The sequence below is a fragment of the Propioniferax innocua genome (assembly GCF_006716235.1).
GTDB classification, from domain to species: domain Bacteria; phylum Actinomycetota; class Actinomycetes; order Propionibacteriales; family Propionibacteriaceae; genus Propioniferax; species Propioniferax innocua.
Genome location: NZ_VFOR01000002.1, coordinates 901953 through 925537 on the forward strand (window position 1 = coordinate 901953; position 23585 = coordinate 925537).

Here is a 23585-nt window from a genome sequence, read left to right on the forward strand (position 1 = left end):
CTGGTGCGGACCCTACGGACGGAGTTGACCGTGACTGTTGTGCCCCTTGTTCTGGCGCTCGCGAGCACCGTGCTCGGTGTCGCACTGTTCGTACGAGCAGTCATGCGCATCGTCGGCGTGATGAAGCTGGGCCAGCCCACTCTCGGCCGCACTGATGCCGCAGGAAACCGTTGGAAGGTCCTGCTCATCGAGTCTCTGGGACACACCCGCATGCTCAAGCTCAGCGGTGTCGGTGCCGCGCACTGGATCGTGCTGATCGGCTTCATGTACCTGTTCACCACCTTGGTGAATGCGTACGGGCAGATCTTCAACCCCTCCTTCGCACTGCCTCTCATCGGGCATTTCTTCCTCTACGAGTGGGTTCTGGAAGGTATCGCCTGGATCATGACGGTGGCGATCTGCTTCCTGATCCTCAACCGCCTCGTCCTGGTGGGCAATGGCAAGGGCCGCTTCACAGGCTCACGTTCCTGGATGGCCCTGTATGTGGAGTTCACGATCCTCGCCATCGGCATCTGTGTGCTTGCACTGCGAGGGCTTGAATTCGGTCTCTTCCGGGCCCAGGGTGCCGAGAGCGCCACGCCCTTCCACTTTCCGCTCACCTCCTTCCTCGCGCCGAACGCTTCGGTCGAGGCCTTGGAGACCGCGATCATCTGGGTGGCGGCAATCAAGATCCTCGTCTCGATGGCTTGGTTCTGCGTGATCTCCCTCAACCTCACAATGGGTGTGGCGTGGCACCGCTTCACCGCGTGGCCGAACATCTGGTTCAAGCGGCACGCTGACGGCACCGTGGCCCTCGGTGAACTCGATCCGGTCAATGTCGGCGGCAAGCCCTTGGACTTCGAGGAACTTGAGGATCTCGATGAGGACGCCGCCCTGGGCGCCGGCAAGATCGAGGATTTCTCCTGGAAGGGCCTGCTCGACTTCACCTCCTGCACCGAGTGCGGACGCTGCCAGTCGCAGTGCCCGGCATGGAACACCGAGAAGCCGCTCTCGCCGAAACTCCTGATGATGGGCCTGCGCGAGCACACCTTCGCGAAGGCGCCCTGGCTGCAGGCCGCCGAGGAGGCTCGCGGTGGTCTGCCGAAGGAAGCGCAGGCGGAGGGCGAACGTCCGCTGGTGGGCGCGACGGTCACCGAGGGTGCCGATGAGGCCGCCGTGCGGCAGCAGGCGCTGGCCCAGGCTGCACACAACAACCCGATCCAGATCGGCGATGACGGCATCGCGGCCGTCGTCGACCCGGATGTTCTGTGGTCGTGCACCTCATGTGGCGCATGCGTGGAGCAGTGCCCGGTCGACATCGAGCATGTCGACCACATCATGGACATGCGCCGCTTCCAGGTCATGATCGAGAACGAGTTCCCCGAGGAGCTCAATGGCCTCTACAAGGGGCTCGAGTCCAAGGGCAACCCGTGGAACCTCAACAAGAAGGGTCGCTTGGACTGGACCAAGGGACTCGACTTCGACGTGCCCGTGGTGGGCAAGGATGTCGATGATCTCAACGAGGTCGAGTACCTGTTCTGGGTCGGTTGTGCCGGTGCCTTCGAGGATCGTGCGAAGAAGACGACGCAGGCGGTCGCGGAGCTCCTGCACACCGCCGGTGTCACCTACGCGATCCTCGGCAAGAACGAGACCTGCACCGGCGACTCGGCCCGCCGCTCGGGCAACGAGTTCATCTACCAGCAGCTCGCCGGGGAGAACGTGGCGACGCTGACCGAGGCGGAGGCGAAAAAGGTGGTCACCACCTGCGCGCACTGCCTCAACACCCTGAAGAACGAATATCCGCAGCTTGGTCTGACGATGGAGGTCGTGCACCACACGCAGTTGCTCAATCGTCTTGTGCGTGAGGGCAAACTCAAGCCGGCACCCGACGCCGCCGGCGCGAATCGCACGATCACGTACCACGACCCCTGCTATATCGGTCGTCACAACCGCATCTACGAGCCGCCGCGTGAACTGCTCGGGTCGATCCCCGGCGCGACGGTGGCCGAGATGCCGCGCAACCGCTCCACCTCGTTCTGCTGCGGCGCCGGTGGCGCACGCATGTGGATGGAGGAGACCATCGGCACGCGGATCAACATGAACCGCACCGAAGAGGCCCTCACCGTCCTGAACAACCAGGAGAACTCGGCGATCGCCGTGGGCTGTCCGTTCTGCCGTGTGATGCTGGCCGATGGTGTCACCGCGAAGCAGCAGGATGGCCAGGCCGAGAACGTCGAGGTCCTCGATGTCGCTCAGCTCCTGCTTGAGGCCGTGCGCCGTGGGCAGACCGAAGCCGAGGACGATGCTGCGGACGCCGTGGTGGACGAGCAGACCACCGAGGCCAGTGATGAGACTCCCGAGCCGGGGCCGGAAGCCGACACGGCCTCCGACGACGAGACCTCAGAGTTGGATCAGGAAACCGACATGGCCTCCGAAGACGGACCTGCGGACGCAGGAGGAGAGGACCCCCAGGCGAGGACGTGACGATGAAGTTCGGTATGCGGAAGCCAAGCCTCAAGCGCTCGCTCAAAGTGCGAACCACCGGTCGAGCAAAGCGGGCCATCAAGCGCAAGGTGGTCCCCGGCTACGGCAAGCCGGGTATGGGGTTTGTGAAGAGTCCGAAGAAGTCGGTGAAGAACGCCGTCTACAAGCGCACGACCTTCAGTATCTGGGACCTGTTCAAATAGTCGGTCAGCGCGTTTCCACGGTTAGCGAGCGGCCGTCACCCATCGAGGCTCCACGGTGTGGCGATCCGCACCGAAGACGGTGGAATCTGCCACAGCTCACCCAGCGACTCCGGCGAGGCCTCATAGAGGCCCAAACGCCACCGCGCGTTCGTCTCCGAGGCCTTGTCTGCTGAAGAACAGCTGTCGCCTGCCCGAACTGATCGCTGACCCGCCGTCGACATCCCCACAGGAACCTTCTGTGCGGCTCGGTTGTGATCGGGTTCACCCAGCCTGCTGGAATGGGGGCGTGTCTTTCCCTGCATGCTCCCGTGCCAGACGGTTCCTGACGGTGGTCGCTGCTCTGGTCGTCACCAGCACCGCAACCGCCTGCGGTGTCATCACCCCCGACCCACCGTCGACCCCCTCTCCCACACCCACGTCGGCGTCGCCCACTCCTTCGCCGACGCCGGAGCCACCGGAGCTGGAGGATCATGCCCCCGGCTTGGGGCCCGAAGCCGAGGATTTCGAGGTCGACGCGACCGGCAAGGGCAAACCGGTGACGGTGAGCGTCGGGAAGAACACCAAGGCCACGTGGCGCAGCACGAACGTCGGGCTCTCGTTCGAGGCGTCCGACCTGGCAGACCCCCGTTGGGAGCCGGGTGAGTCGAGTCTGGATCTGCTCATCGGCTCGCTGGACGAACCCTCGCTGCGCTTCGGCGGCAACTCGGTGGATCGCCGGGTCTGGTGGACCTCCAGCGGCGAGAAGGCACCGAGTTGGGCGAAGGCCACGGTGACACCGAAAGACCTGGAGCGCGTCGGACGGTTCCTCGATGAGGTCGATGCCACGGTGACGCTCGTGCTGCCGCTCGGCCACGTGGATCCCGATCGTGCCGCCGACATGGCCGCCCACGCCCGCAAGGCCTGGGGCGAGCGGCTGATCGCAGTGGCTTTCGGCAATGAGCCCAACGGCTACCACCATCCGAACCAGCCCGAACTCCAACTGCGCGATGCCGGTTATGGCCCATCAGATTGGGTCGGTGAGGCACGGCGCGTCCAGAAGGCCGTCGAGAAGGAGACGCCCGGGTTGGGGGTGATGGGGCCCGGGGCATACGACGCGCAATGGTGGCGTGCATTCGGGGACGCGGACCTGCCGGGCACCGTGGCGATGACGCAGCACTGGTATCCGCTGTGGTCCTGCCCGGACCGGAAGAGTGGTGGTGACCGCCGGTTCGCCCCGACTGTCGAGAACATGACCTCGACGGCCGTCCATCAGAAGGCCTCCGCGACCTTCACCAAGGCCAAGAAGGTCGCGAGTTCGTACGACCTCCCGCTGTTCGTCGACGAGACCGGCCCCACCTCCTGCCCCGGCACGAACGAGACCTCGCGCACCCTCGCCCAGGGCCTGTGGGCCGTGGATTACACCTTCAACGGCGCCCGTCACGGTGTCCAGCGCATGAACATGCACTCAGCACTGCAACCGTGCAAGGGCGGCCCTCCCATGAGTGTGGTCTGCGATCGAGAGCGGAAGGAACCCAGCGAAGACCTCAAGGGCCGCAGCAACTACCTCGCGCTGCTGTTCGCCGGGCAGGTTCCGGAAGGCACGATGAAGCAGGTGAAGGTCACCGGCAGCAGCAAGGTCTTCGCCTACGCCGTGGATCACGAGGACGGCACCGACCTCGTCGTGGTGAACATGGACAAGCCCGGGCGCCCCCGGCCCCTCGATCTGAACGGCCTCGGCGACGGGACCATCCAGGGGTCACTCCTGACCGGCGAGGACCTCGGCTCACGATCGGTGGATATGACGCCACTCTCCCCCGCCACCGAGATGCCCGATGTCATCGATGGAGGCAGTGCATTGCTGATTCGAGTGACGGCCGGACGCTGACGGTCGGACTCACCAGCACTCGGCGAGCGTCGTACGCTCACCCCACATGGAACCGACCGTGCTCCCGCACGGTCCGGCGTGGAGAACCTTCAGGAGCGCCCATGGAGTATCGAACGATCACCACTGCGGTGACCGCGCAGATCGAGGAGAAGCGGTCACGCTTCAGGTGTGACCTGACGCCGGTCGAGACCGAGGATGACGCCCGTCGAGCGGTGGAGCAGGCGCGCAAGGAGTTCTGGGACGCCCGCCACCACTGCTCCGCATTCATCCTCGGGCCCGAGGGCCGCGTGGAGCGTTCCAGCGATGACGGTGAGCCCTCCGGAACCGCAGGCGCTCCCATGCTCGATGTTCTCCGAGGATCAGGACTGACCGACGTGGTCGCGGTGGTCACCCGCTGGTTCGGCGGGACGCTGCTGGGTGCCGGTGGTCTGGTTCGGGCCTATTCGGAGGCGGTGCGCGCCGCCATCGACGTCGCCACGCCGAGGACGATGACGCTGACCGACGAGTGGGCGATCACCGTGCCCCATGCCGACGCGGGCCGGGTCGAGTCGGCCCTGCGAACCGACGGCGTGGAGGTCGTCGACCACATCTACGACGCTGCGGTGACGCTGCACCTGCTCAGCCATGACGGGCATCATCTGGGGGCAATGGTCTCTGAGCTCCTGCAGCATGACGTGGAGCCACAACACATCGGTCACCGATGGGTGCGCCGGGACTGACGTTCAGTCGCCGATGACCTGCCCATCGAGGTAGAACCAGCGTCGGGCCCGTTTGGTGAACCGCGAACGCTCATGGAGCACGAGGTTCTCCCCATTCACCCGGAAATGCGCCCGGAACTCGACGCCACCCTCGTCCCCGTCACCATCGAGCGCAGCGCCTCGGGTGGCGAGGATCTCCAGACCGGTCCATTCGACGCCCAGCACCCCGGGGTCCTGTGGGCGTGTGCGCGGATGCCACGTCTTGAACACGAAGTCGTTCTGGTCCTTGGCGAAGGCCGAGTAGCGGGCGCGCATGAGCTTCACCGGCGTCTCGGGCCAGCGTGTTCCGAGATGGTACGGCTGGCAGCAGGTGGCGTAGTCCCCCTCACCGCACGGGCAGATCATGCGTCGGCTCCGGTGAGCCAGGTGACCGCGTCGGCGATGAGTCTCCCGGAGCGCTCGGCGAGCTCGGCCTTCTCGTCCAGCAGCGCCGCGACGACATCGTCCGCGTGGGATCGCCACTGCTCACCCTCACGCCCCCAGCGTCGGATGGTCTCCGGCAGCACCTCGGGATGGAACTGCCAGCCCAGGGCCCGCGCGGTGCCCTCCCACGCCAGCCCCTGAGGGCCTGCCGCCGAATGCCCCAACTCGCGTGCGCCCGCAGGCACGGTGAAGGTGTGTCGATGCGACTGCACCCAGGGGCCCGGAGGGCAGAGGTCGTCGGCCGAAACATGGGTGTGGAGGCCGTATTCGGCGATCGGCGCCTCCCCCGTCTCGCCACCGAGCACCTCAGCCAAGAGTTGGGCACCGAAGCAGACGCCGAGCACGGGCACACCGGCGTCCAGGGCGGCACGCATGGCACGTCGCTCGGGGTCGACGAGTTCTGCGCAGGCCGGGTCGCAGGGCAGGGCGTCCGAGCCCATGTGGACCGACAACTCCATGGGGCGTTCCGATTCGGGGAGTTCAGCGGCACGGACCACCGGAACCACATCCCATCCGGTGGCTCGCAGGTAGCGTCCGATCAGGCCGCCGGGCTCTTCAACGGCATCCGCGTCGTGGTACACAACCGCTCGCATGGGCCCGAGCCTATCGGCCATGCCTGCATCCGGGCACCTGTCAGGCGGGCACCTGTCAGGCAGCAGGCATCCCCGGCTCAGGACGATCCGTCGAGCACGGCCTCCACGCGTTCCACCTTGCCGGTGAGTTCCCCGGTGTGTCCGGGGCGGATGTCGGCCTTCAGGACCAGCGAGACGCGGTTGCCGTACTCTCCGACGGCTTCGGTGGCGCGTTTGACGACGTCCATCACTTCATCCCACTCGCCTTCGATGGTGGTGAACATCGCGTCGGTGTGGTTGGGCAGGCCGGATTCACGGACGACCTTCACCGCTGCCGCGACGGCCTCATGCATGGATTCGGGGCCACTGGGGGCCACGGAGAACGCTACGAGCATGTCTCCATTGTGCGTTCGGTCGCCGTCGAGGTCCACCGTTCACGCGTCGGTCTCTCCGGAACGCTCGACATGTCTCCGAGCACGACATGAGATGGTGAACATGTGACCAGCGATTCCAGACCTCGTCGTCGAGTACGTACCGTCCTCAAGGTTCTGGGCGCCATCATGCTGGCTCTCGTGGTGGTCGGCGGAGTGCTCTACGTGACGACGCCGTGGGCGCCGAAGATCGAGGTCGTCGAGCCCGGTCCGGGCGGCGAGCGCGTCACCGACGACGGCATGCTGGCCAACCACTACCCCGCAGAAGGAGCAGGCCCCCATTCCGCGGTTCTGCTGATCGGCGGATCGGAGGGCGGGCTGAACCCGTTCATGGACGAGATGGCCCGCGAGATCCGCGATGCCGGCCACACCACCCTGGTCCTGTCCTACTGGGGCGCCGAGGATCAGCCCGAGCGGATGGAGGAACTTCCCCTCGAGTCCTTCACCACGGCCCTCGATTGGCTCAGTGCCCACCCCGAGGTCGATCCTGAACGTATCGGCATGCTCGGCGTCTCCAAGGGCGGTGAAGCGACGCTGCTGATGGCGTCGCGGGACCCACGGATCAGGGCGGCAGTCGGCTACGTCCCCTCCCATGTCGTGTGGCCGGGAATCGACATGCGTCACCCCTGGAAGATGATGGGCATGGGCTCCACCTGGAGCGAAGGCGGCCAGCCGGTTCCCTTCCTGCCGTACACCGACGAGTTCCGTGGCGGCACCACGGCCGAGTTCTACCAGATGTCTCTCGACACCCTTCCCCAGCACCCCGAGGCGGAGATCCCCGTCGAGGAGTCCGAGGCGGGCATGCTGTTGGTCTGCGGTGAAGACGACACCCTGTGGCCCGGATGCCCGATGGCCCGGGCCGCACAGGAACGCAGTGAGACCCACGACGGTCCGGTCATCGAGGTCCTCGCCTATCCGGACGCCGGACACCTCATCAGCGGACCACCGATCACCGCGCAGGAAGCCGAGGACAGGAAACTCACCCAGATGGGCGGCACACCCCAGGGGATCGCCGCCGCGCGCACCGATGCCTGGCCGAAGGTCTTGGACTTCCTCGACGCCGAACTGGGCTGACGAGCCTCAGGCCTCTCCCACGAGTCGACGCCGGAGATCGGCCCGCTTCTGCTCGATACGTACCGCACGTCGATTCCGCTCGGCCAGCACTGCGGAGATGATCTCCTCATCCGACGCCGGCGGCGGGGGTGGCATCACCCAGGGCGCTATCCCGACGACCATGTCGTGCAGCGCCGACTCGCGCGCAGCCGGATACATGTCCTGCCGCGTGAGGATCTCCGAACTCCAGTGCAACCAGATCTCCGGGATCCGTCCCAGGTCAGCAGCCGCGGCCCAATCCGCCAGATGTGGCGGCATGTCGGGTGGCTGGGGGATCTCCCACTTGATCCGCTCCTGGATCACCACGGTGCCGGCCAATCGGTCCCCCATCCGCTGATGCTTGGATGACATCGCCGCCGATGTCAGCGCCGGAACACCGCTGAACAGGTGGATCTCCGGGAAGGCGAACAGGGCCCGGGCCAGAGCATGCTGGAACTGGATGGGGCCACCATCCAGACGCACCGACCGCAGGCCCAGGGCGATCTTGCCGGGTGAACGTCCGCCACTGATCGTCTCGAAGCCCGTCGGCCACACCACGAAGGCGAAGACGACAAGGCCCACCCCGACCGCAGCCGCGAGAGCCGAGCTCCACCCCTCTCCGATACGGAGAAGAAGCACCAACAACGCGACCACCCACACGTAGATGCAGACCACGTCGAGGAGGCCGGAGAGGATTCTCGATCCGATCGGTGCAGGAGGCAGGACGAGCTCCACGGCGTCACCGGTGACCGGCCCTCGCTCTTTGGCCCAGGACGCGCCCATCATGCTGGGGGGCGACATGCGCGGGGCAGAGGCGGTCGTCATGGACGCCACCCTAACCGCTCCCGTTCCGCCCCATGGCCGCTACTCTGGCGCCCGTGGACACGCAGGCATTCGCACGGCAACACCATCAGGAGTGGGTCGAGCTCGAACAGCTGGCCACCGAGCGTCATCTCGGGCCCGAGGACGCCGAACGGCTCATGACCCTCTACCAACGCACCGGCATGCACCTGGCGGCCCTGCGCGGCCAGATGATGTCGCCATCCATGGTCGAATGGCTCTCCGGCACGCTGGGGAAAGCCCGCCGCCGAGCGTTGACGCCTCGCCGCCCCACCCTCGTGGCCCTGGCCCGGTTCTTCACCCACGACTTCCCCGGCGCCCTGTACGACATGCGCAGGTGGTGGCTGGTGACCACGATCGCGAGTTTCGCCCTCATGGCCGTGATGACGTTCTACTACCTGCAGAACCCACAGATCGAAAGCTCGCTGCTCTCACCGGCCGAGATCGATTCGCTGGTGCACAGCGACTTCGAGAACTACTACTCCGAGTACGCCGCCACCGATTTCGCGCTCCGGGTCTGGACGAACAATGCGTGGTTGTCCGCCCAGGCCATAGCGCTGGGCTTCCTCGGCTTCCCGGTGATCTACATCCTTCTGAACAACGCGATCAACACCGCCCTGACCGGGTCGATCATGATCCATCACGGTCGCGCCGACGTGTTCTTCGGCCTCATCACGCCCCACGGCCTGCTTGAACTGACGGCGGTGTTCGTGGCGGCCGGGGTCGGCCTGCGTATCTTCTGGTCGTGGGTGCAGCCCGGCGATCTGCCACGCGCCAGCGCCTTCGCCAAGGCCGGGCGCGCCTCGATCTCGGTCGTCCTCGGTATTGCAGTCGTCCTCGCGGTCACCGGCGTCATCGAGGCGTTCGTGACGCCGTCTCCCCTGCCCACCGCCGTCCGCGTCGGCATCGGCGTCGCCGCCGAGATCGCCTTCTTCGTCTACGTGTGGACGCTCGGACGCGCAGCCCGTGGCTCCGGCAACGTCGGCGATGTGGAGGACGCGGTCCGCCGCGGATCCCTCGAGATCACGAAGGCCTGAACACGCCAACAGACCCCGTCACAGAAGCCCTTCGCTCTTGAGCCACAGGTAGTGATCGACGAGCGCGGTGGGAATCCGATCCGGTGGTTGATCCAGCACCGTCGCCCCTGCCCGGACCAGACCGTCACGAGCGAGTTCGGTGCGGAGTCGGCCGCCCTCGGCCGCAGCCATCGCATGGAAACGATCCATGTCCATACCGTCATCGGGTTCGTCGTCGAGCAGTCCCCGCCGTGCGATGTCCTCCACCGCCGGATCGGCCACCGACGCCACCACAACCCGGTGCCGACGCCCGACCACCGCCACGAAGGGCACCAGATCCTCCATGGTCGGATCAGCCTCCAACGATGTGAGCAGCACCACCAGCGCATCACGCTGCAGGTGGGGAAGCAGCAGGGACCAGTCGGTCACCTCCAGACCGGGTTGGATCGACGCCATGGCGCTGCTGAGGTCCGCCACGACGCGCCGCGCCTCGGGGCGAACGGTGGTGTGCACGCTGCGATCGAGTGAGACGAACGTGATGCGGTCCCCCGCACGGGAAGCCAGCGCAGCGAGCAGGAGCGCCGCGTCCATCGAGGAATCCAGACGAGGACGATCACCGACGCGTCCGGCCGCCAGACGGCCCGAATCAAGAGCAATGACCACGTGCCTGTCCCGCTCGGGCTGCCAGGTGCGCACCACGAGATCCTGATGACGCGCCGACGCACGCCAGTCGATACTGCGCACATCGTCACCGCGCACGTAGTCACGCAGCGAATCGAACTCGGTGCCCTGCCCTCGCGTCCGCACCGCGGAGCGGCCATCGAGTTCCCGCAGTCTGGTCAATCGGCTCGGCAGCACCCGACGCGACGGAAAGGCCGGCAGCACCGTGACCTCACCGGGGAGCTCCCGTGCGCCTTGGCGCCCACCGAGCCCGAGAGGACCGACAGACCGGATCACCAGCCGATGTGTCCTGACCGTTCCCCGACGGCGCGGCGTCAGCGTGGTCGTGAGCGTCGCCGACCCGAAGGCGTCCAGGCGCACCTTCACCGGTGAGCTGTTGGCCCCGGCCAGAGGCTGCCACACGTCACGCACCCGAAGACGCCTGCGACGCCCGGTGTTGGTCAGCGTGACGACACTCTTGGCGGTCTCACCGAATCGGATCGGCGAGATCGGGCCCCGCGATGCCTCCACACCCTTCGTGCTCGGAGCCACCATCACATCGAGCATCGCCAGCAGCACCACGAGCAGCAGCCACAGCACCACCACCCAGCCGTTCGGCCACAGCATCACCAGGGGCAGGCCGAGCGCCGTGAGAACCACGGCACGCATCGTCCAGAACATGCCGACTCAGCGCGGAACGAGCACGGATTCGAGTGCCGCACCCAGAACCTGCTGGACCCCGACCCCTTCCAGCTCCGCCTCGGGACGCAGAGCGATCCGGTGTGCCCAGGCCATCGGCGCGAGTTCCTTCACATCGTCGGGGGTGATGAATTCACGTCCGGTGAGCCACGCGCGGGCCTTGGCCGCGCGCAGCAGGGCCGTGGTCGCACGGGGGCTGACGCCGGCCAGCACCGATGGGGCGTGCCGCGTCGCCCGCGCCAGATCCACCAGGTAGGCCGCGACCTCGCGCCCGAGTTGGACCCGCGCCACCGAATCCGCCGCGACGCGCAGATCCTCCGCCGACGCCACACCCTGCAGCCCGGCGGCATCGAGATCGTGGGGGTTGAACCCGTGCGCATGACGCTCGACGATGGCGATCTCGGCATCACGCGGCGGCAGATCCACATCCGCCTTGAGCAGGAAACGGTCCAACTGTGCCTCGGGCAGCGGATAGGTGCCCTCGAACTCGATGGGGTTCTGCGTGGCCGCCACCAGGAAGGGATCGGGAAGTGCTCGGGTGACGCCGTCGGTGGTCACCTGACGCTCCTCCATGGCCTCCAACAGGGCGGCCTGCGTCTTGGGGGGCGTCCGGTTGATCTCGTCGGCCAACACGAGATTGGAGAACACCGGGCCGGGGCGGAACTCGAACTCGCTGGTCTGGGAGTCATAGACCAGCGAACCGGTGACATCGCCGGGCATCATGTCGGCGGTGAACTGGATGCGTCGGGTCTCCACCGACAACGCCTTGGCCAAGGACCGCACCAGCAGCGTCTTGGCCGTTCCGGGAACGCCTTCCAACAGCACGTGACCGCGGGCCAGCAGGCCGATGAGCAGGGCATCGACGGCTCTCTCCTGACCCACCACGGCCTTGGCGACCTCACCGCGAACGGCCTGCAGCGCATCCCACGCGGCGGCTCGGGACGCATCGCGGGTGGTGTCGGAGCCACCGGGGCCCTCATCACCCCGGGCCGCGCGCGACGGGGGATTCATCGCCTGGGAATTCATCGCCGGGGAGTTCGTCGGTTTAGTCATCGCAGGGACACCTCTCGTTCGAGCTGCTGGAGTTGTTCGACCCATTCCAGGGCCGTTCGTTCGGTCGTGGGCAAGGGGCCGGTCAGGAGGTCGACGGCCTGGGGATGGGTGATGCGCAGTCGCTCGGCGAGACGCTCGGGTGAGGCCCCCGAGGGCAGACCGATGCGTCGACACAGGCGTCGGCACGTGGCCTGACGCAACCGTTCGGCCGAATGCCCGATGGTGCCATGCCTGCGCAGGAGCCGCGCTCGCGCGATCGTGCTCTCCGCCGCCGACACCACCACCGGCAGGGGCTCTCGGCTCAGGGGCCCGAATCGGCGTCCACCGGCCACCATGAACACCGCGACGACGCCGAAGGACAGGCCCAGAACCGGGCCGAACCAAGGCGGCATCACGCTGGGCTGATCGGTGTCGCCGGGCTCATCGCTCGCCGGGACATCCGTGGCGTCGGGGAAATACCAGACGAGGTTCTCGTGGGCACCCAGCAGCCGCAACGCCATCTGCGCGTTGTCGCCATGCAGAACTTCACCGTTGGTGGCGAAATCGAAGTCCCCGAGCACCACCATTTCTGTTCCACCCCACGTTCCGGTGACCAGTCCGGCCTGACCGGTGGGTCCGTAGCAGCCCACCCAGTTCCCCTCGGGCCTGTACGTCGTGGCACCGGTCACGGCCCACACCGGTGCGGGATCCGGCAACAGGTCGGTTACACATTCGGCCCGGGGCACCCCGGACGTGTTGCCGTTGGTCTGCACCGGCAGGTCCAATGCGATCAACTGCGGATGCCCCGGTTCTGCAAGGATCACACGGCCGGCCCGCTGGAGATCGGGGCTGATGTCCTGCAAAGCATCCACATCGAAACCACGGGCGTCCACCACGACGGTCGTATCCGGCCCGGGGTCGAGTCTACGCATCTCGGCCCGAGTGGTGACCGTGCGGCTCCGCACACCCTGTGCCGTCAGCACCTCGTCGACGGCCCGGCTTCCCTCCGGCATCGCGTTGTTCGGATGCCAGGGTTCTCTCGAGGCGTTCCGGCCTGCCTGCGCAGCCAGCAGTGACAGCCCGACGGTGAGCACGATGATCCCGAGCAGCCACCAAAGCCACTTGGGAAACCGGCGGCGTCCCCTCGACCCGGCGGACGCCTCCTCGCGGTGCCCATCGGTCGCCTCGGTGGTGACGCTCACCGGCTCGCACCCATGGGCTCAGCCCCATGCTCACGGGAGACCGAGTCGGCCTCATGCTCACGGGAGACCGACACGCGTTCATCGAGCGCGGCGATGACATCGACGTCTTCGGTCCCCAACTCCCGCACACCGGCAAGCCCATGGCCGTAACGGGCATGATCGAACAGGTTCGCGGCCCGACGCAGGTCCGCGGCGAGTTCGGGCAGTGTCACCGACGCGGCGTCGGCCGCCTCCTGCGAAGTCAGTCCGGCAGTGGCGATGACCCAATCACGTTCGACCAGAACAGCCACCACGGCGCGAAACCGCTCCACGACGGCTTCGTCGAAACGACCGTCCGCGAGTGCCTCCTGCGCACGCCTTCGGTGCTCAGCGGGATCCACCAGATCACCCACCGTGGCAACCTGGGGCGCTTCGGCCTCCGTGATCCCGCGCTCGAGGCGGTGTCGGCGTCGCCACCGGACCAGGATCCACAACAACAGCGCCAACGCGCCGGCGATCAACACGGTGACGATGACACTCCCCAGACCCCGGGCCGCAGCCTCCGGATCGACGCCACTCCACAGACGCTGGAACCACTCGTTCAGGCGCTGCAACAACGTGAGATCGGAGTAATCGGCTTTGGCAAGCTCGTCCTCCAGCCAACGCCGCGCGGTGTCGGCGTCCGGTTCAACGGGCACGGTCATCGTCCCTGCCCCCAAGGCGCCTGCCCCATATTTGGAGGTGCTGGACTTGGAGGCGCTGGATTTGGAGGTGCTGGACTTGAAGGTGCTGGGCTGGTGAGCCATTGCTCCGACGCGGGATCGGCCGCCACCTGCTGGGCCTGCCGCCCCAACTCGACGTCAAAGCCCTCGGTGCGGATACGGCGATCGAGATACAACATCGTCACACCTGCAGCGAGCAGCGGGGTCAGCAATGCATAGCCGATGCCCGTGACCAACACGGTGCTTGCCACCTGGAGCCCTGCCATCTCACCGACCGCAGCCACCACCGTGGCGGGGATGTGGATGACATAGGACAACACCGAGCTGATGATGTTCCCGATGATGTTGAGCAGGAAGTAGATCCCCAGCGTCCTCCAGAAGGCGTGCCGGACGAGTCGATACGACCGGCGCATCGCCGTGATCGGCCCCACGCCCTCGCGGTAGACCACGTAGGGCGCGAACAACATCCACGTGGAGACCGTGATGATCGCGGCCATCGCCAGGATCCCCATGACGATTCCGACCGCCACGGTCAGTGCGGTGCTGTCCCCTGCGATGTGAGTCAGGACAACCACACCGACAGCGATACCGAGGACGACCACCATGATCACGTACACCAGCAAACCCACCACGATCCCCACCAGACCGCGGCCGATGATGGTGCGCAGATACGCGAAGGGGCCGGTCCGCAGGCCGATCGCACCACCGTGCGTCGCCGTGCTCACCATCGGTGAGACGAATGCTGTCAGCAGCCCCGGAAGCATGACGCCCGCCAGCGTCGCGAAAGCCTGCCCCATCTCGGCCCGGTTGGTGATGGCCCCGGAGTCGAAGGCAAAGCCTTCAGGATCGAGGAAGTAGACCGCCGGAGCAAGCGCCAGGGCCAGTCCCCCGATCAACAGCATGGGGACCAGCAACATCGCGCGGGGATTGAAGCGGTACATCTGCATCGCTCCGCCGAGCACGTCCCCGAGGTTCAACGGACGCAAAGGCACCACCCCGGGCTGCATCAACGCGGCCGACGGCAGTCCCTGGGGCAGCGCCGAGCCGGCGTGTGGAGGGAACGGCCCACCGGGCTGAGGAGGACGAGCACCTTGCGCCGAGCCCCATTGTGGTTGCTGTGGCTGTTGTGGTTGCTGCGGCTGTTGCGGTTGCTGCGGCTGTTGCGGTTGCTGCGGCTGTTGCGGTTGCTGCCACGAACCATACGGGTGACTCATCGAACCTCCTCACAGATGCCACGCCACCCTAAACGCTGTTCGGGGCGTCTCGACGGCGGGTTCGGGCGAGCGTCCGCGAACTCAGACCTCGGTCCGGTGGAAGTTCAGGTGCGAGCGGCTCGGTGTCGGCCCACGCTGATTCTGGTAGCGCGATCCGTACTTGGCCGAACCATAGGCGTTCTCGACCGGTGAACTCAGCTGGAAGAAGCACAACTGCCCCACCTTCATGCCCGGCCAGAGCTTGATGGGCAGCGTCGCCACGTTCGACAGTTCGAGCGTCACGTGACCGGAGAAACCGGGGTCGATGAATCCGGCGGTCGAATGCGTCAACAGGCCAAGACGCCCCAGCGAGGACTTGCCCTCCAGCCGCGCCGCGACGTCCTGCCCCAGCGTCACCACCTCGAAGGTGGAGGCGAGCACGAACTCGCCGGGATGCAGCACGAACGCCTCGTCCGCCTGGACCTCGATCATGCGTGTCAGCTCAGCCTGCTCGGCGGAGGGGTCGATATTGGGGTACCGGTGGTTCTCGAACACCCGGAAGAAACGGTCGATACGTACGTCGACGCTGGCGGGCTGGACCATCTCGCGGTCCAGGGGGTCGAGGCCGATCCGGCCGGAATCAAGGCCGGCGTTGATGTCGCGATCCGACAGAAGCATGTGCGCAGGCTACCGCACCCCGGCCGGGATCGACGCCGCCGAGACCGGTCAGCGTCGCTGGGTGCGCTCCACGGTGAACCGCTGTTCCCCGAACTTCACGACCTGGCCCCCCGGAATGCGACGCGGCTGCTGGGGACGCAGGTCCACCTGCCCGGTCGAGGTGACAAGAGCTGATCCGTTCGTGGACCCAAGATCGGTGACGAACGGGGAGTCGTCGTCGGCATCGACGCGGATGTGTGACTTCGACAGCGTCTTGGTGGTGTCCTCCACCGTCACCAGATGCACCAGCTTGCCCGGCGGCTGGGACGGACGTCGCCCGAGGATCGCGGCCTTGTCGAGCGGAATGATGCGTCCGTCCTCGAGAACGATCTGCCACTTCGGCGGGGGCGGCTGGGCGGGCACGGCAGGAGCACCCATCTCCGATCGCAGCGAGGTCCGATCCAGATCCTCGCCGGCCTGGGGGCGCAGAGCCGTCACATCGGGATCATCCTGTGTCGGACGCAGGGATGTGCGGTCCGGGTCCTCCGCAGGAGGACCGAGCTGCACCGGTGGTTGCGGCGGAATGGAACGCTGCTGCTCCGGCTGTTGCCGGGGCGGCCGGGTCGACGCACCGTGATCGCCGGTGGGCGACTGCGCGTACATGGATGACCACTGCTGATCCTCAAAGGGCGGCGGGACCGTGGCATCAGCCGTCGGCGGAGCCCAGGCCTGTTCGGGGACGGCATCGGGCGGCACCGGTCCGGTCGCCTCGGCGGGGGCATAACCACCCGCGGCGCTGGGGATCGACGATTCCGGCGCAGTCGGCCCCGATATGTTCTCGATCGGGGCACCCGTTGTCTGCTCGCGCGGTTCCTCCGGAGGTGCCCACGCCCGCAGATGTGCGGGCAACGGCACGGTGCGGCGTCCCCCACCGGGCGCTCGTGGACTTTCGAAGGTCGTACGGATACGCGGACGCTGTGCCACGATCGCTTCGGCCACGAGGTCATGCCAGCCTCGACGCTGCCGGTGTGCCGTGAGCCAGATCAGCATCAGCGGCCACCCGACGCCGGTCGCTGCGAGCGCCGAAACCGTCACCATCCGAGCCAGATACCGGCCCCATCCCACGGGCCGTCCCGTCTTGACCGAGACGACCTGCAGCCCCATCAGACGCAAGCCCGGGGTGGCGCCACGTTCCCCACCGCTCCACCACAGGTAGATGCCCCATCCGGCGGTGAACACCAGACACACGACGAGCACCACGAACGACGCGGCGGACAGTCCACCGGACATGCCGCCGAGGGTGATTCCCGCCACGAGGGCGAGCGTCATCGGCAGAGCATGGTCAAGAACCCATGCCACGGCACGAGGCCCCAGCGGCGCAGGAGTGAACGAGGGGGTCACTGCCGGTGTCAGGCCTGCTCGACGTGCAGCTCGACGCCGTCACCCAGCGACAGGACGCAGCCGGGGCGGATCTCGACCGGCTCACCGGCCGGCAGGAGTTCCTGCGTGCTCGTCTCGGGGCGGATGAGTGCAGTGCCGTTGGTCGAGTTGAGGTCGGTGGCCCGCACCACCCCACCTTCGACGGTCACCTGGAGGTGCGTACGGCTGATGTCGTGGCTCGGGCTGGGAACCGTGAGCAGCTTGGGGATGTCGGTGGCGGCGACGCGGCTCGCGGTCGGTGAACGACCGATCAGAACCGTTCGGTCGACCTCGACAGGATCACCGGTGGTGGGGCGCAGGATGATACGCGGAGCACCATGCTGACCAAAAGGCGCCTGAACCACATGCGGTTCGGTCTGCTGGTCGCCAAAACCCTGCCCCTGACCGGCAGGGGCCGGGCTGGCCGATCCTTGACCGCCGGCTGAAGCCTGACTGTGTGGTGGAGCGAAGGGACTCGGTTGGCTCTGCGGATGAGCGGGCTGCGCCATGCCCTGACCGGGCTGCGCCGGGCCCCCGGGCTGCTGGCCGAATCCACCGGGTTCGTTGGGACGCTGGAAGGGCGACCCGCCGAAACCCTGCTGCTGGGGCGCGGGTTGCTGAGGAGCCGACGGCTGCGAAACGGGCTGCTGAGGAGCCGACGGCTGCGAAACGGGCTGCTGAGGGGCCGACTGCTGTCCGGCGAAGTCGAACGGATCCGACGACCCGGCTTCTCCGGCGGCACCGGCGCCCATGGCGCCAGCCGCAGCTCCAGCAGCTCCAGCCGCCGCGACACCTGCCGCACCTGCGCCCTCCGACTTCGTGGGCGAACCGGCTCCCGCACCGGTGGGTGCAGCGGACTCATCCTTCTTGGGGGCCCCACCGAACAGGTCGGCCATCTGCTGATCCAGCTTGTGCCGGTCGGCGTCGGTCAGGTGGTCCTCCTGCTCCTGCGCCTCCTGGCCCTTGGACGCGGCAGCCGGCTCTTCAGCCGGGGCGTCCGACGCCACGGCGACACCCGGATCCTGCGGACTCGTGATCTGCTGTGTTCCGTCGAGATAGATGGCCGACGCAAGCACCACACCCGTGGCCAGAGGAAGCTGCAGGACGGCGTCCTGATCCACCGGCTCCATGTCCACACGGACCTTCTTCACGTCCTTCAGCCCCGTCTCGGACCATGTCTGGACGCCCTCACCGTCGGCAAGCGCACGACCGGTCTCGGCGTCGACGACCTGCACCTTGCCGCGGACGATCGACCGCATCTCGCCCTTGTGCCAGAAGAACGTCGCGAAACTCGGCATCTGATCCAGACGTGACTGCGCAAACAACCGCATCAGCTCATCGAGTGAATCGGCGGTGCGGATCACATCCCAGAAACCGTTGATGGTGCGCGATGCCCGCGCCGGCGCCGGCTGCATCACCACCAGTGATGATGGCCCGCCCAGAACCACCCAGTTCCCAGGCGTGTAGGTGGCTCGCCATTTGCTGATCTCCGCGCTCATCGTCTACTCCCCGGCATAGTCGTCAGGTCATTGCTCGCCTCAGTGTTCCCCACCTCGGCGTCATCGTCATCGGCCACGTCCACGATGATGACCGAGACATTGTCTCGGGCACCCGATTCCAGAGCCAAGGTCATCAACTCATGCGCGATGACATCCGGCCCTTCTCCCCGACGACACACGATGTCATGCACCTGCGTCTCGTCCGAATCGCGCAGGAGACCGTCCGAACAGATCATCAGCCGGTCCCCGGCCACCACCGGCGCGAGCCAGTAGTCGGGGAGGAATTGGTCATCGGCCCCCACCGCGCGTGTCACCACATTGCGGTTGGGATGGGTCTCGGCGTCGGCCTCATCCAGAAGGCCGGCTTCCACGAGTTCCTGCACATGCGAATGGTCGACGCTGACCTGCTCCAGACGCCCGCTGCGTCCCTGCATGCGGTAGACCCGTGAATCACCGATGTTGAAGATCACCCAATAGGCCGCCTGACCCATGCGCACGGCGACGGCCCCACAGGCGGTGGTTGCGGCATTGCAGCTGCGTTCCTGCTGCATCCGGCGGACACTTTCGTGCGCCTGCTGCAGGCATTCAACCACGTCATCGGTGCTGGGGGCTCCGCGCCGGGCGAGTTCCCCGAACAGTTCCACGACGGTCTGGCTCGCGAACTCACCATGCTCCGAACCACCGATGCCATCGGCCACCACGAACACCGGTTCCTCGGCCAGGATGGCATCCTCATTGACGTCCTTCACGGTCCCCGGATGCGTAAGACCCATGGACTGCAGCAGCTTCACGCCGCCACCCTAGCCCGAAACACCGGCGGGAGTTCAGTGATCGGCGCGTCAATCTCCGTTTCGAACCCGCTGCCCTCCACCTCGGCTCAGGCGTCGGCTGCTCGGTGAACCCGTTCCTCGGCCTCCATCGCCGCCACGAAGTCCTTCTTGGTGGACTGCCAGACGTCCTCGGTCATACCGATGCGCCAGTAACCCGAGATCGAGACCCGATCCTTGGGCAGACCCCTCTCGACGAAGAGGAAACGACGCAGATCCCGGACCATCTCGGCCACACCGTGCACGAAGGCGTCGAACGTCTCCGGCAGGTCAGCGCAACGGACCGCATGCGCAAGAGCCTGCCCCGGCTCTGCTCCACGTCGATGCACCCACGTGACCGGCCCGGGCATCTCGATCTCCCCCTCGGCGTCCTCCACCTCGCAGAACACGATCGGGGTCGTCGATTCGGGCATCTCCTCCATGGCCCGGGCGATCGCGGGAAGGGCCGCCTCGTCGCCGGCGAGCAGCAGCGTCGACGCCGAAGGGTCCGGCCGCCACTTACCACCGGGACCACGGAAGGAGACCTGGTCCCCCGGCTGGGCCTGTGTCATCCATCGTCCGGCGAGACCGTTGTCATGGACGACGCAGTCGAGTGTGAGCAGACGCTCCTCGGGATCGAACTTCCGGATCGTGTACGTCCGGGACACCGGCCACTGCTCACGCGGCCGGGTCTGGCGAATGTGCTCGGGGTCGACCGGATGGCCGTAGTCAGCACCCTCGGGCGGGAAGAAGAGCTTCACGTAGTGGTCGGTCCACGGCAGTTCCGGCATGAGATCCAGATCGTCACCGGTCAACACAAGGCGCACCATCTCCGGCGCGAGGCGTTCGATGCTGTGCACCGTCACGGTCTTGGGAACCGCCTTGTTCTTGTCCACTGACTCCATGCCGCCATCTTAGGCATCCCTAACCCCATGGCAAGCGGTGACCAGAAATCGTCCGATTCGGCCCTCCCCGGCGATTCGTTCACACACATCGGCCGCTCGGGGCCCTAGCTTGAAGCGCGGTTACACCACTCGTCTTCCCCCAAGGAGTGCAGCCATGCCCCGAACCCGCTCGGCGACTCGCCGTTCCTCGACGCCTCGCACGCCGGCCTCGGTCCTGATCGCTGTTGCGGCCATGGCCGCTGTGGTCATCGGCGTTCCGCTGACCATCCCCCGTGCCGACGCCAATGAGGTCGACGCCTCAAGCCATCAGTCGTTCATCGACACCGTGGCACCCCTCGCCCAACGCGGACAGGAACAGTACGGCGTCCCGGCGTCGGTCACGATCGCCCAGGCGATCATCGAAAGCGGCTGGGGAACCTCCGGCCTCACGACGCAGGGCAACGCGTACTTCGGCATCAAGTGCTCCGAGTCGAACCACGCCACCGGCTGTGTGCACCTGCCCACCCAGGAGGTGTACGACGGCCAGCCGACGCAGATCACCGACGGGTTCCGCACCTACCCCACCGCCGAGGCATCGTTCCTGGATCACGGCGAGTTCCTGCGCACCGTGCCGCTGTACGCCAATGCGTTCAACTTCTCGCACGATCCGGACCAGTTCATCCGTGAGGTGCATGCCGCCGGCTATGCCACCGACCCCGCCTACGCCGACATCATCATCGGCACCATGCGCGAACACGACCTCTACCGGTTCAACGTCCCCGGGCCTCCGCCCGAGGCACCCGCCCCTCCGGCCGAACCGGTCGTCGTCGCCAACGCCGAGGAGGGCGCGACCGAGCGTCAGCTCTCCTGACCCACACTCCAGCACGCCCGGCCTCTTCGCGGACCGGATCACCCCTGTGATCCAAGCCCGAAGGGGCCGGGCGTCGTGCATCTCCAGACGTCTCCGCCAGGCCATCTGCGACGGCCCTCTTGCGTGATACCCCGAGACACACGTACTGTGCTACCAGTGGGTAACAACGCAGTGCTCCGATGCGCCGGGGCCGCGGCCCCCCTTACTCAGCAGAGCGTCAATCCGCTCCAGTCAGCAGAGGTGAAGATGAGCCACTACAAGTCGAACGTCCGCGATATCGAATTCAACCTGTTCGAAGTACTCGGCCGCGATGAACTGCTCGGCACAGGTCCCGCAGAAGACATGGACCGCGACACCGCCGAGACCGCACTGAAGGAGCTGGACACGCTCTGCACCGAGAAGGTGTCACTCGGATTCGAAGACGATGACCGCGTCCCCCCGACATACGACCCCGACAGCAAGAGCATCACGGTCCCCGATTCCACGAAGAAGGCCTTCAAGTCCTACATGGACTCCGAGTGGTGGCGCGTCGAGCTGCCCACCGAGCTGGAAGGCCTGAACGCCCCGCCGTCGCTGCGCTGGGGCCTCATCGAACTCGTCCTGGCCGCCAACCCGGCGGTCTACATGTACTCCGCCGGCCCCAAGTTCGGCCAGGTCGTGCACCGCAACGGCACCGAGCGGGACAAGAAGATCGCCCAGCACATGGTCGACCGCCAGTGGGGTGCCACGATGGTCCTGACCGAGCCGGACGCCGGCTCCGACGTCGGAGCCGGACGCACCAAGGCGTTCCTGCAGGAGGACGGCACCTGGCATCTCGAAGGCGTCAAGCGCTTCATCACCTCGGGTGATCAGGACATGACCGAGAACATCATGCACCTGGTGCTCGCTCGTCCTGTCGGCGTCGAGGGAGTCGGCGGCCCGGGCACCAAGGGGCTGTCCTTGTTCCTCGTGCCGAAGTACATGTTCGATCTCGAGACCGGCGACCTCAAGGAGCGCAACGGCGTCTACGTCACCAACCTCGAGAAGAAGATGGGCCTGAAGGTCTCCTCCACATGCGAGGTGACCTTCGGCGACGGTCAGCCCGCCGTCGGATATCTCCTGGGGGAGAGCCACGACGGCATCGCCCAGATGTTCCAGGTGATCGAGCACGCCCGCATGATGGTGGGCACCAAGGCGATGGCCACGGCGTCGACCGGCTACCTGAATGCACTCGAGTACGCCAAGACGCGTGTGCAGGGCGCTGACCTGCTCACGCCCGGCAAGGACGCCCCCCGCGTCACGATCACCCACCACCCCGATGTGCGCCGCTCACTCATGACGCAGAAAGCCACCGCCGAGGCCCTGCGCATGCTCGTGCTCTACACCGCGAGCTTCCAGGACCGCGTCTGGTGGGCCGAGGAGACCGGCGCCGAACACGACACTCTCGCCGAGAAGATCAACGATCTGCTGCTGCCGGTGGTCAAGGGCTACTGCTCCGAGAAGGCGTGGACGCTGCTGGGCACCGAGAGCCTGCAGACCTTCGGCGGCTCGGGCTTCCTGCAGGACTACCCCCTCGAGCAGTACGTGCGCGACGCGAAGATCGACACGCTGTACGAGGGCACCACCGCCATCCAGGGCCAGGATCTCTTCTTCCGCAAGATCGTGAAGGATCAGGGCGTCGCCATCGGCGCAGTCGCCGAGGAGATCGAGGCGTTCCTGCAGGCGGGCGGAGAACTCAAGGCCGAGCAGGCGCTGCTGGCGAAGGCACTCGAGGCCGTGCAGGGCATGCTCGGCGTGATGTTCGGACACCTGCAGGAATCCCAGGGCAGCAACCCCAAGGCCCTCTACACGGTGGGGCTCAACACCTCGCGCCTGCTGATGGTCCTCGGCGACGTCGTGTGCTCCTATCTGATGCTCCGGGCGGGCGAAGTGGCGTCGGCCCGGCTCGCCGAAGGCACCACGGAGACCGATTTCTACAGCGGCAAGGTCGCAGCGGCCAAGTGGTTCGCGCAGACGCACCTGCCGAAGGTGATCTCCGAGCTCAAGATCGCGCAGGCACAGACGCCCGACATCATGGAGCTGCCTGAGAGCGCCTTCTGAGACAACCCACCCCGAACGGGGAGACGCCGAGACCCTCTCGCACACAGATGTGAATCGACTTATATCTGGTGCGAGAGGGTCGACGCAAACCCGCCGTCGACAAGATGAACCCTCGGAAAACTCCTGTCGACAGACCTTGCTCCGCGCGTACTCGAACCCTCAGGTTGGACTTGGCCATTCACGCCCACCCGGGCGTAACCGACAAAACGCCCACCCGGGCG

The 23585-nt window shown here is 66.6% G+C and carries 22 protein-coding genes; 8 read left to right on the top strand and 14 right to left on the bottom strand.

Annotation, left to right across the window (positions count from 1 at the left end; translation table 11 throughout):
• Window positions 1–30: 30 nt before the first annotated feature.
• The 4 genes from FB460_RS10885 to FB460_RS10900 all read left to right on the top strand — a co-directional run bounded on the left by FB460_RS10885 (window position 31) and on the right by FB460_RS10900 (window position 5249).
• The gene (locus tag FB460_RS10885) at window positions 31–2463 is read left to right on the top strand and encodes a heterodisulfide reductase-related iron-sulfur binding cluster (RefSeq protein ID WP_246044369.1); all 2433 of its coding nucleotides are present in this window, start codon (window positions 31–33) and stop codon (window positions 2461–2463) included.
• 2 nt (window positions 2464–2465) lie between these two features.
• Window positions 2466–2666, top strand: a complete 201-nt coding sequence (locus FB460_RS10890) for a hypothetical protein (RefSeq protein ID WP_170210059.1) — start codon at window positions 2466–2468, stop codon at window positions 2664–2666.
• Window positions 2667–2952: 286 nt separating this feature from the next.
• The gene (locus FB460_RS10895; protein ID WP_142094140.1) at window positions 2953–4530 is read left to right on the top strand and encodes a hypothetical protein; all 1578 of its coding nucleotides are present in this window, start codon (window positions 2953–2955) and stop codon (window positions 4528–4530) included.
• Window positions 4531–4631: 101 nt separating this feature from the next.
• Window positions 4632–5249 (top strand): IMPACT family protein, encoded by a 618-nt coding sequence (locus tag FB460_RS10900; protein ID WP_142094141.1) that lies wholly within the window; start codon window positions 4632–4634, stop codon window positions 5247–5249.
• Window positions 5250–5252: 3 nt separating this feature from the next.
• Here FB460_RS10900 and FB460_RS10905 read toward each other — a convergent pair whose 3' ends face one another.
• The 3 genes from FB460_RS10905 to FB460_RS10915 all read right to left on the bottom strand — a co-directional run bounded on the left by FB460_RS10905 (window position 5253) and on the right by FB460_RS10915 (window position 6678).
• Entirely contained in the window at window positions 5253–5633 is a 381-nt protein-coding gene (locus FB460_RS10905; RefSeq protein WP_142094142.1) for a YchJ family protein, read from the bottom strand.
• The gene (locus tag FB460_RS10910; RefSeq protein WP_170210060.1) at window positions 5630–6304 is read right to left on the bottom strand and encodes a type 1 glutamine amidotransferase; all 675 of its coding nucleotides are present in this window, start codon (window positions 6302–6304) and stop codon (window positions 5630–5632) included. Before FB460_RS10910 ends, FB460_RS10905 begins: the two co-directional genes overlap by 4 nt.
• Before the next feature lie 77 nt (window positions 6305–6381).
• The gene (locus tag FB460_RS10915) at window positions 6382–6678 is read right to left on the bottom strand and encodes a thiamine-binding protein (protein ID WP_142094144.1); all 297 of its coding nucleotides are present in this window, start codon (window positions 6676–6678) and stop codon (window positions 6382–6384) included.
• A gap of 102 nt (window positions 6679–6780) precedes the next feature.
• Between FB460_RS10915 and FB460_RS10920 the strand changes: the two genes are divergently transcribed.
• Entirely contained in the window at window positions 6781–7788 is a 1008-nt protein-coding gene (locus tag FB460_RS10920) for an acyl-CoA thioester hydrolase/BAAT C-terminal domain-containing protein (protein ID WP_142094145.1), read from the top strand.
• 6 nt (window positions 7789–7794) lie between these two features.
• Here the strand turns inward: FB460_RS10920 and FB460_RS10925 are convergent, their stop codons facing one another.
• Entirely contained in the window at window positions 7795–8631 is an 837-nt protein-coding gene (locus tag FB460_RS10925; RefSeq protein WP_142094146.1) for an RDD family protein, read from the bottom strand.
• Window positions 8632–8684: 53 nt separating this feature from the next.
• On the opposite strand from FB460_RS10925, the gene FB460_RS10930 reads away from it, so the two are divergent.
• Window positions 8685–9683, top strand: a complete 999-nt coding sequence (locus FB460_RS10930) for a stage II sporulation protein M (protein ID WP_246044370.1) — start codon at window positions 8685–8687, stop codon at window positions 9681–9683.
• 18 nt (window positions 9684–9701) lie between these two features.
• Here the strand turns inward: FB460_RS10930 and FB460_RS10935 are convergent, their stop codons facing one another.
• The 10 genes from FB460_RS10935 to FB460_RS10980 all read right to left on the bottom strand — a co-directional run bounded on the left by FB460_RS10935 (window position 9702) and on the right by FB460_RS10980 (window position 20435).
• Window positions 9702–10991 (bottom strand): DUF58 domain-containing protein, encoded by a 1290-nt coding sequence (locus FB460_RS10935; RefSeq protein ID WP_246044371.1) that lies wholly within the window; start codon window positions 10989–10991, stop codon window positions 9702–9704.
• Window positions 10992–11009: 18 nt separating this feature from the next.
• Entirely contained in the window at window positions 11010–12074 is a 1065-nt protein-coding gene (locus FB460_RS10940; protein ID WP_170210061.1) for an AAA family ATPase, read from the bottom strand.
• On the bottom strand, window positions 12071–13255 hold the full coding sequence (locus FB460_RS10945; RefSeq protein ID WP_142094149.1) for a DUF4350 domain-containing protein: 1185 nt from the start codon (window positions 13253–13255) through the stop codon (window positions 12071–12073). Before FB460_RS10945 ends, FB460_RS10940 begins: the two co-directional genes overlap by 4 nt.
• Window positions 13252–13938: a DUF4129 domain-containing protein gene (locus FB460_RS10950; protein WP_170210062.1), complete on the bottom strand. Its 687-nt coding sequence runs from the start codon at window positions 13936–13938 to the stop codon at window positions 13252–13254. The genes FB460_RS10945 and FB460_RS10950 overlap by 4 nt, the downstream gene beginning before the upstream one ends.
• Window positions 13935–15170, bottom strand: coding sequence for a DUF7847 domain-containing protein (locus FB460_RS10955; RefSeq protein WP_142094151.1), 1236 nt, complete (start codon window positions 15168–15170; stop codon window positions 13935–13937). The genes FB460_RS10950 and FB460_RS10955 overlap by 4 nt, the downstream gene beginning before the upstream one ends.
• 81 nt (window positions 15171–15251) lie before the next feature.
• Window positions 15252–15827 carry a dCTP deaminase gene (gene dcd / locus FB460_RS10960; protein WP_142094152.1) on the bottom strand — a complete coding sequence of 192 codons (576 nt, stop codon included), beginning with the start codon at window positions 15825–15827 and terminating at the stop codon, window positions 15252–15254.
• A 48-nt stretch (window positions 15828–15875) separates the two neighbouring features.
• Window positions 15876–17207: an RDD family protein gene (locus tag FB460_RS10965; RefSeq protein ID WP_170210063.1), complete on the bottom strand. Its 1332-nt coding sequence runs from the start codon at window positions 17205–17207 to the stop codon at window positions 15876–15878.
• An 8-nt stretch (window positions 17208–17215) separates the two neighbouring features.
• Window positions 17216–18724, bottom strand: coding sequence for an FHA domain-containing protein (locus FB460_RS10970; protein WP_142094154.1), 1509 nt, complete (start codon window positions 18722–18724; stop codon window positions 17216–17218).
• On the bottom strand, window positions 18721–19515 hold the full coding sequence (locus FB460_RS10975) for a PP2C family protein-serine/threonine phosphatase (RefSeq protein ID WP_142094155.1): 795 nt from the start codon (window positions 19513–19515) through the stop codon (window positions 18721–18723). The genes FB460_RS10970 and FB460_RS10975 overlap by 4 nt, the downstream gene beginning before the upstream one ends.
• A gap of 86 nt (window positions 19516–19601) precedes the next feature.
• Window positions 19602–20435, bottom strand: a complete 834-nt coding sequence (locus FB460_RS10980) for a siderophore-interacting protein (RefSeq protein WP_142094156.1) — start codon at window positions 20433–20435, stop codon at window positions 19602–19604.
• A 154-nt stretch (window positions 20436–20589) separates the two neighbouring features.
• Here FB460_RS10980 and FB460_RS10985 point away from each other — a divergent pair, with 154 nt between their 5' ends.
• Both FB460_RS10985 and FB460_RS10990 read left to right on the top strand, forming a co-directional pair.
• A complete protein-coding gene (locus FB460_RS10985) occupies window positions 20590–21285 on the top strand; it encodes a glucosaminidase domain-containing protein (protein ID WP_142094157.1) in 696 nt (231 codons plus the stop codon).
• Window positions 21286–21531: 246 nt separating this feature from the next.
• Entirely contained in the window at window positions 21532–23364 is a 1833-nt protein-coding gene (locus FB460_RS10990; RefSeq protein ID WP_142094158.1) for an acyl-CoA dehydrogenase, read from the top strand.
• Window positions 23365–23585 lie beyond the last annotated feature (221 nt).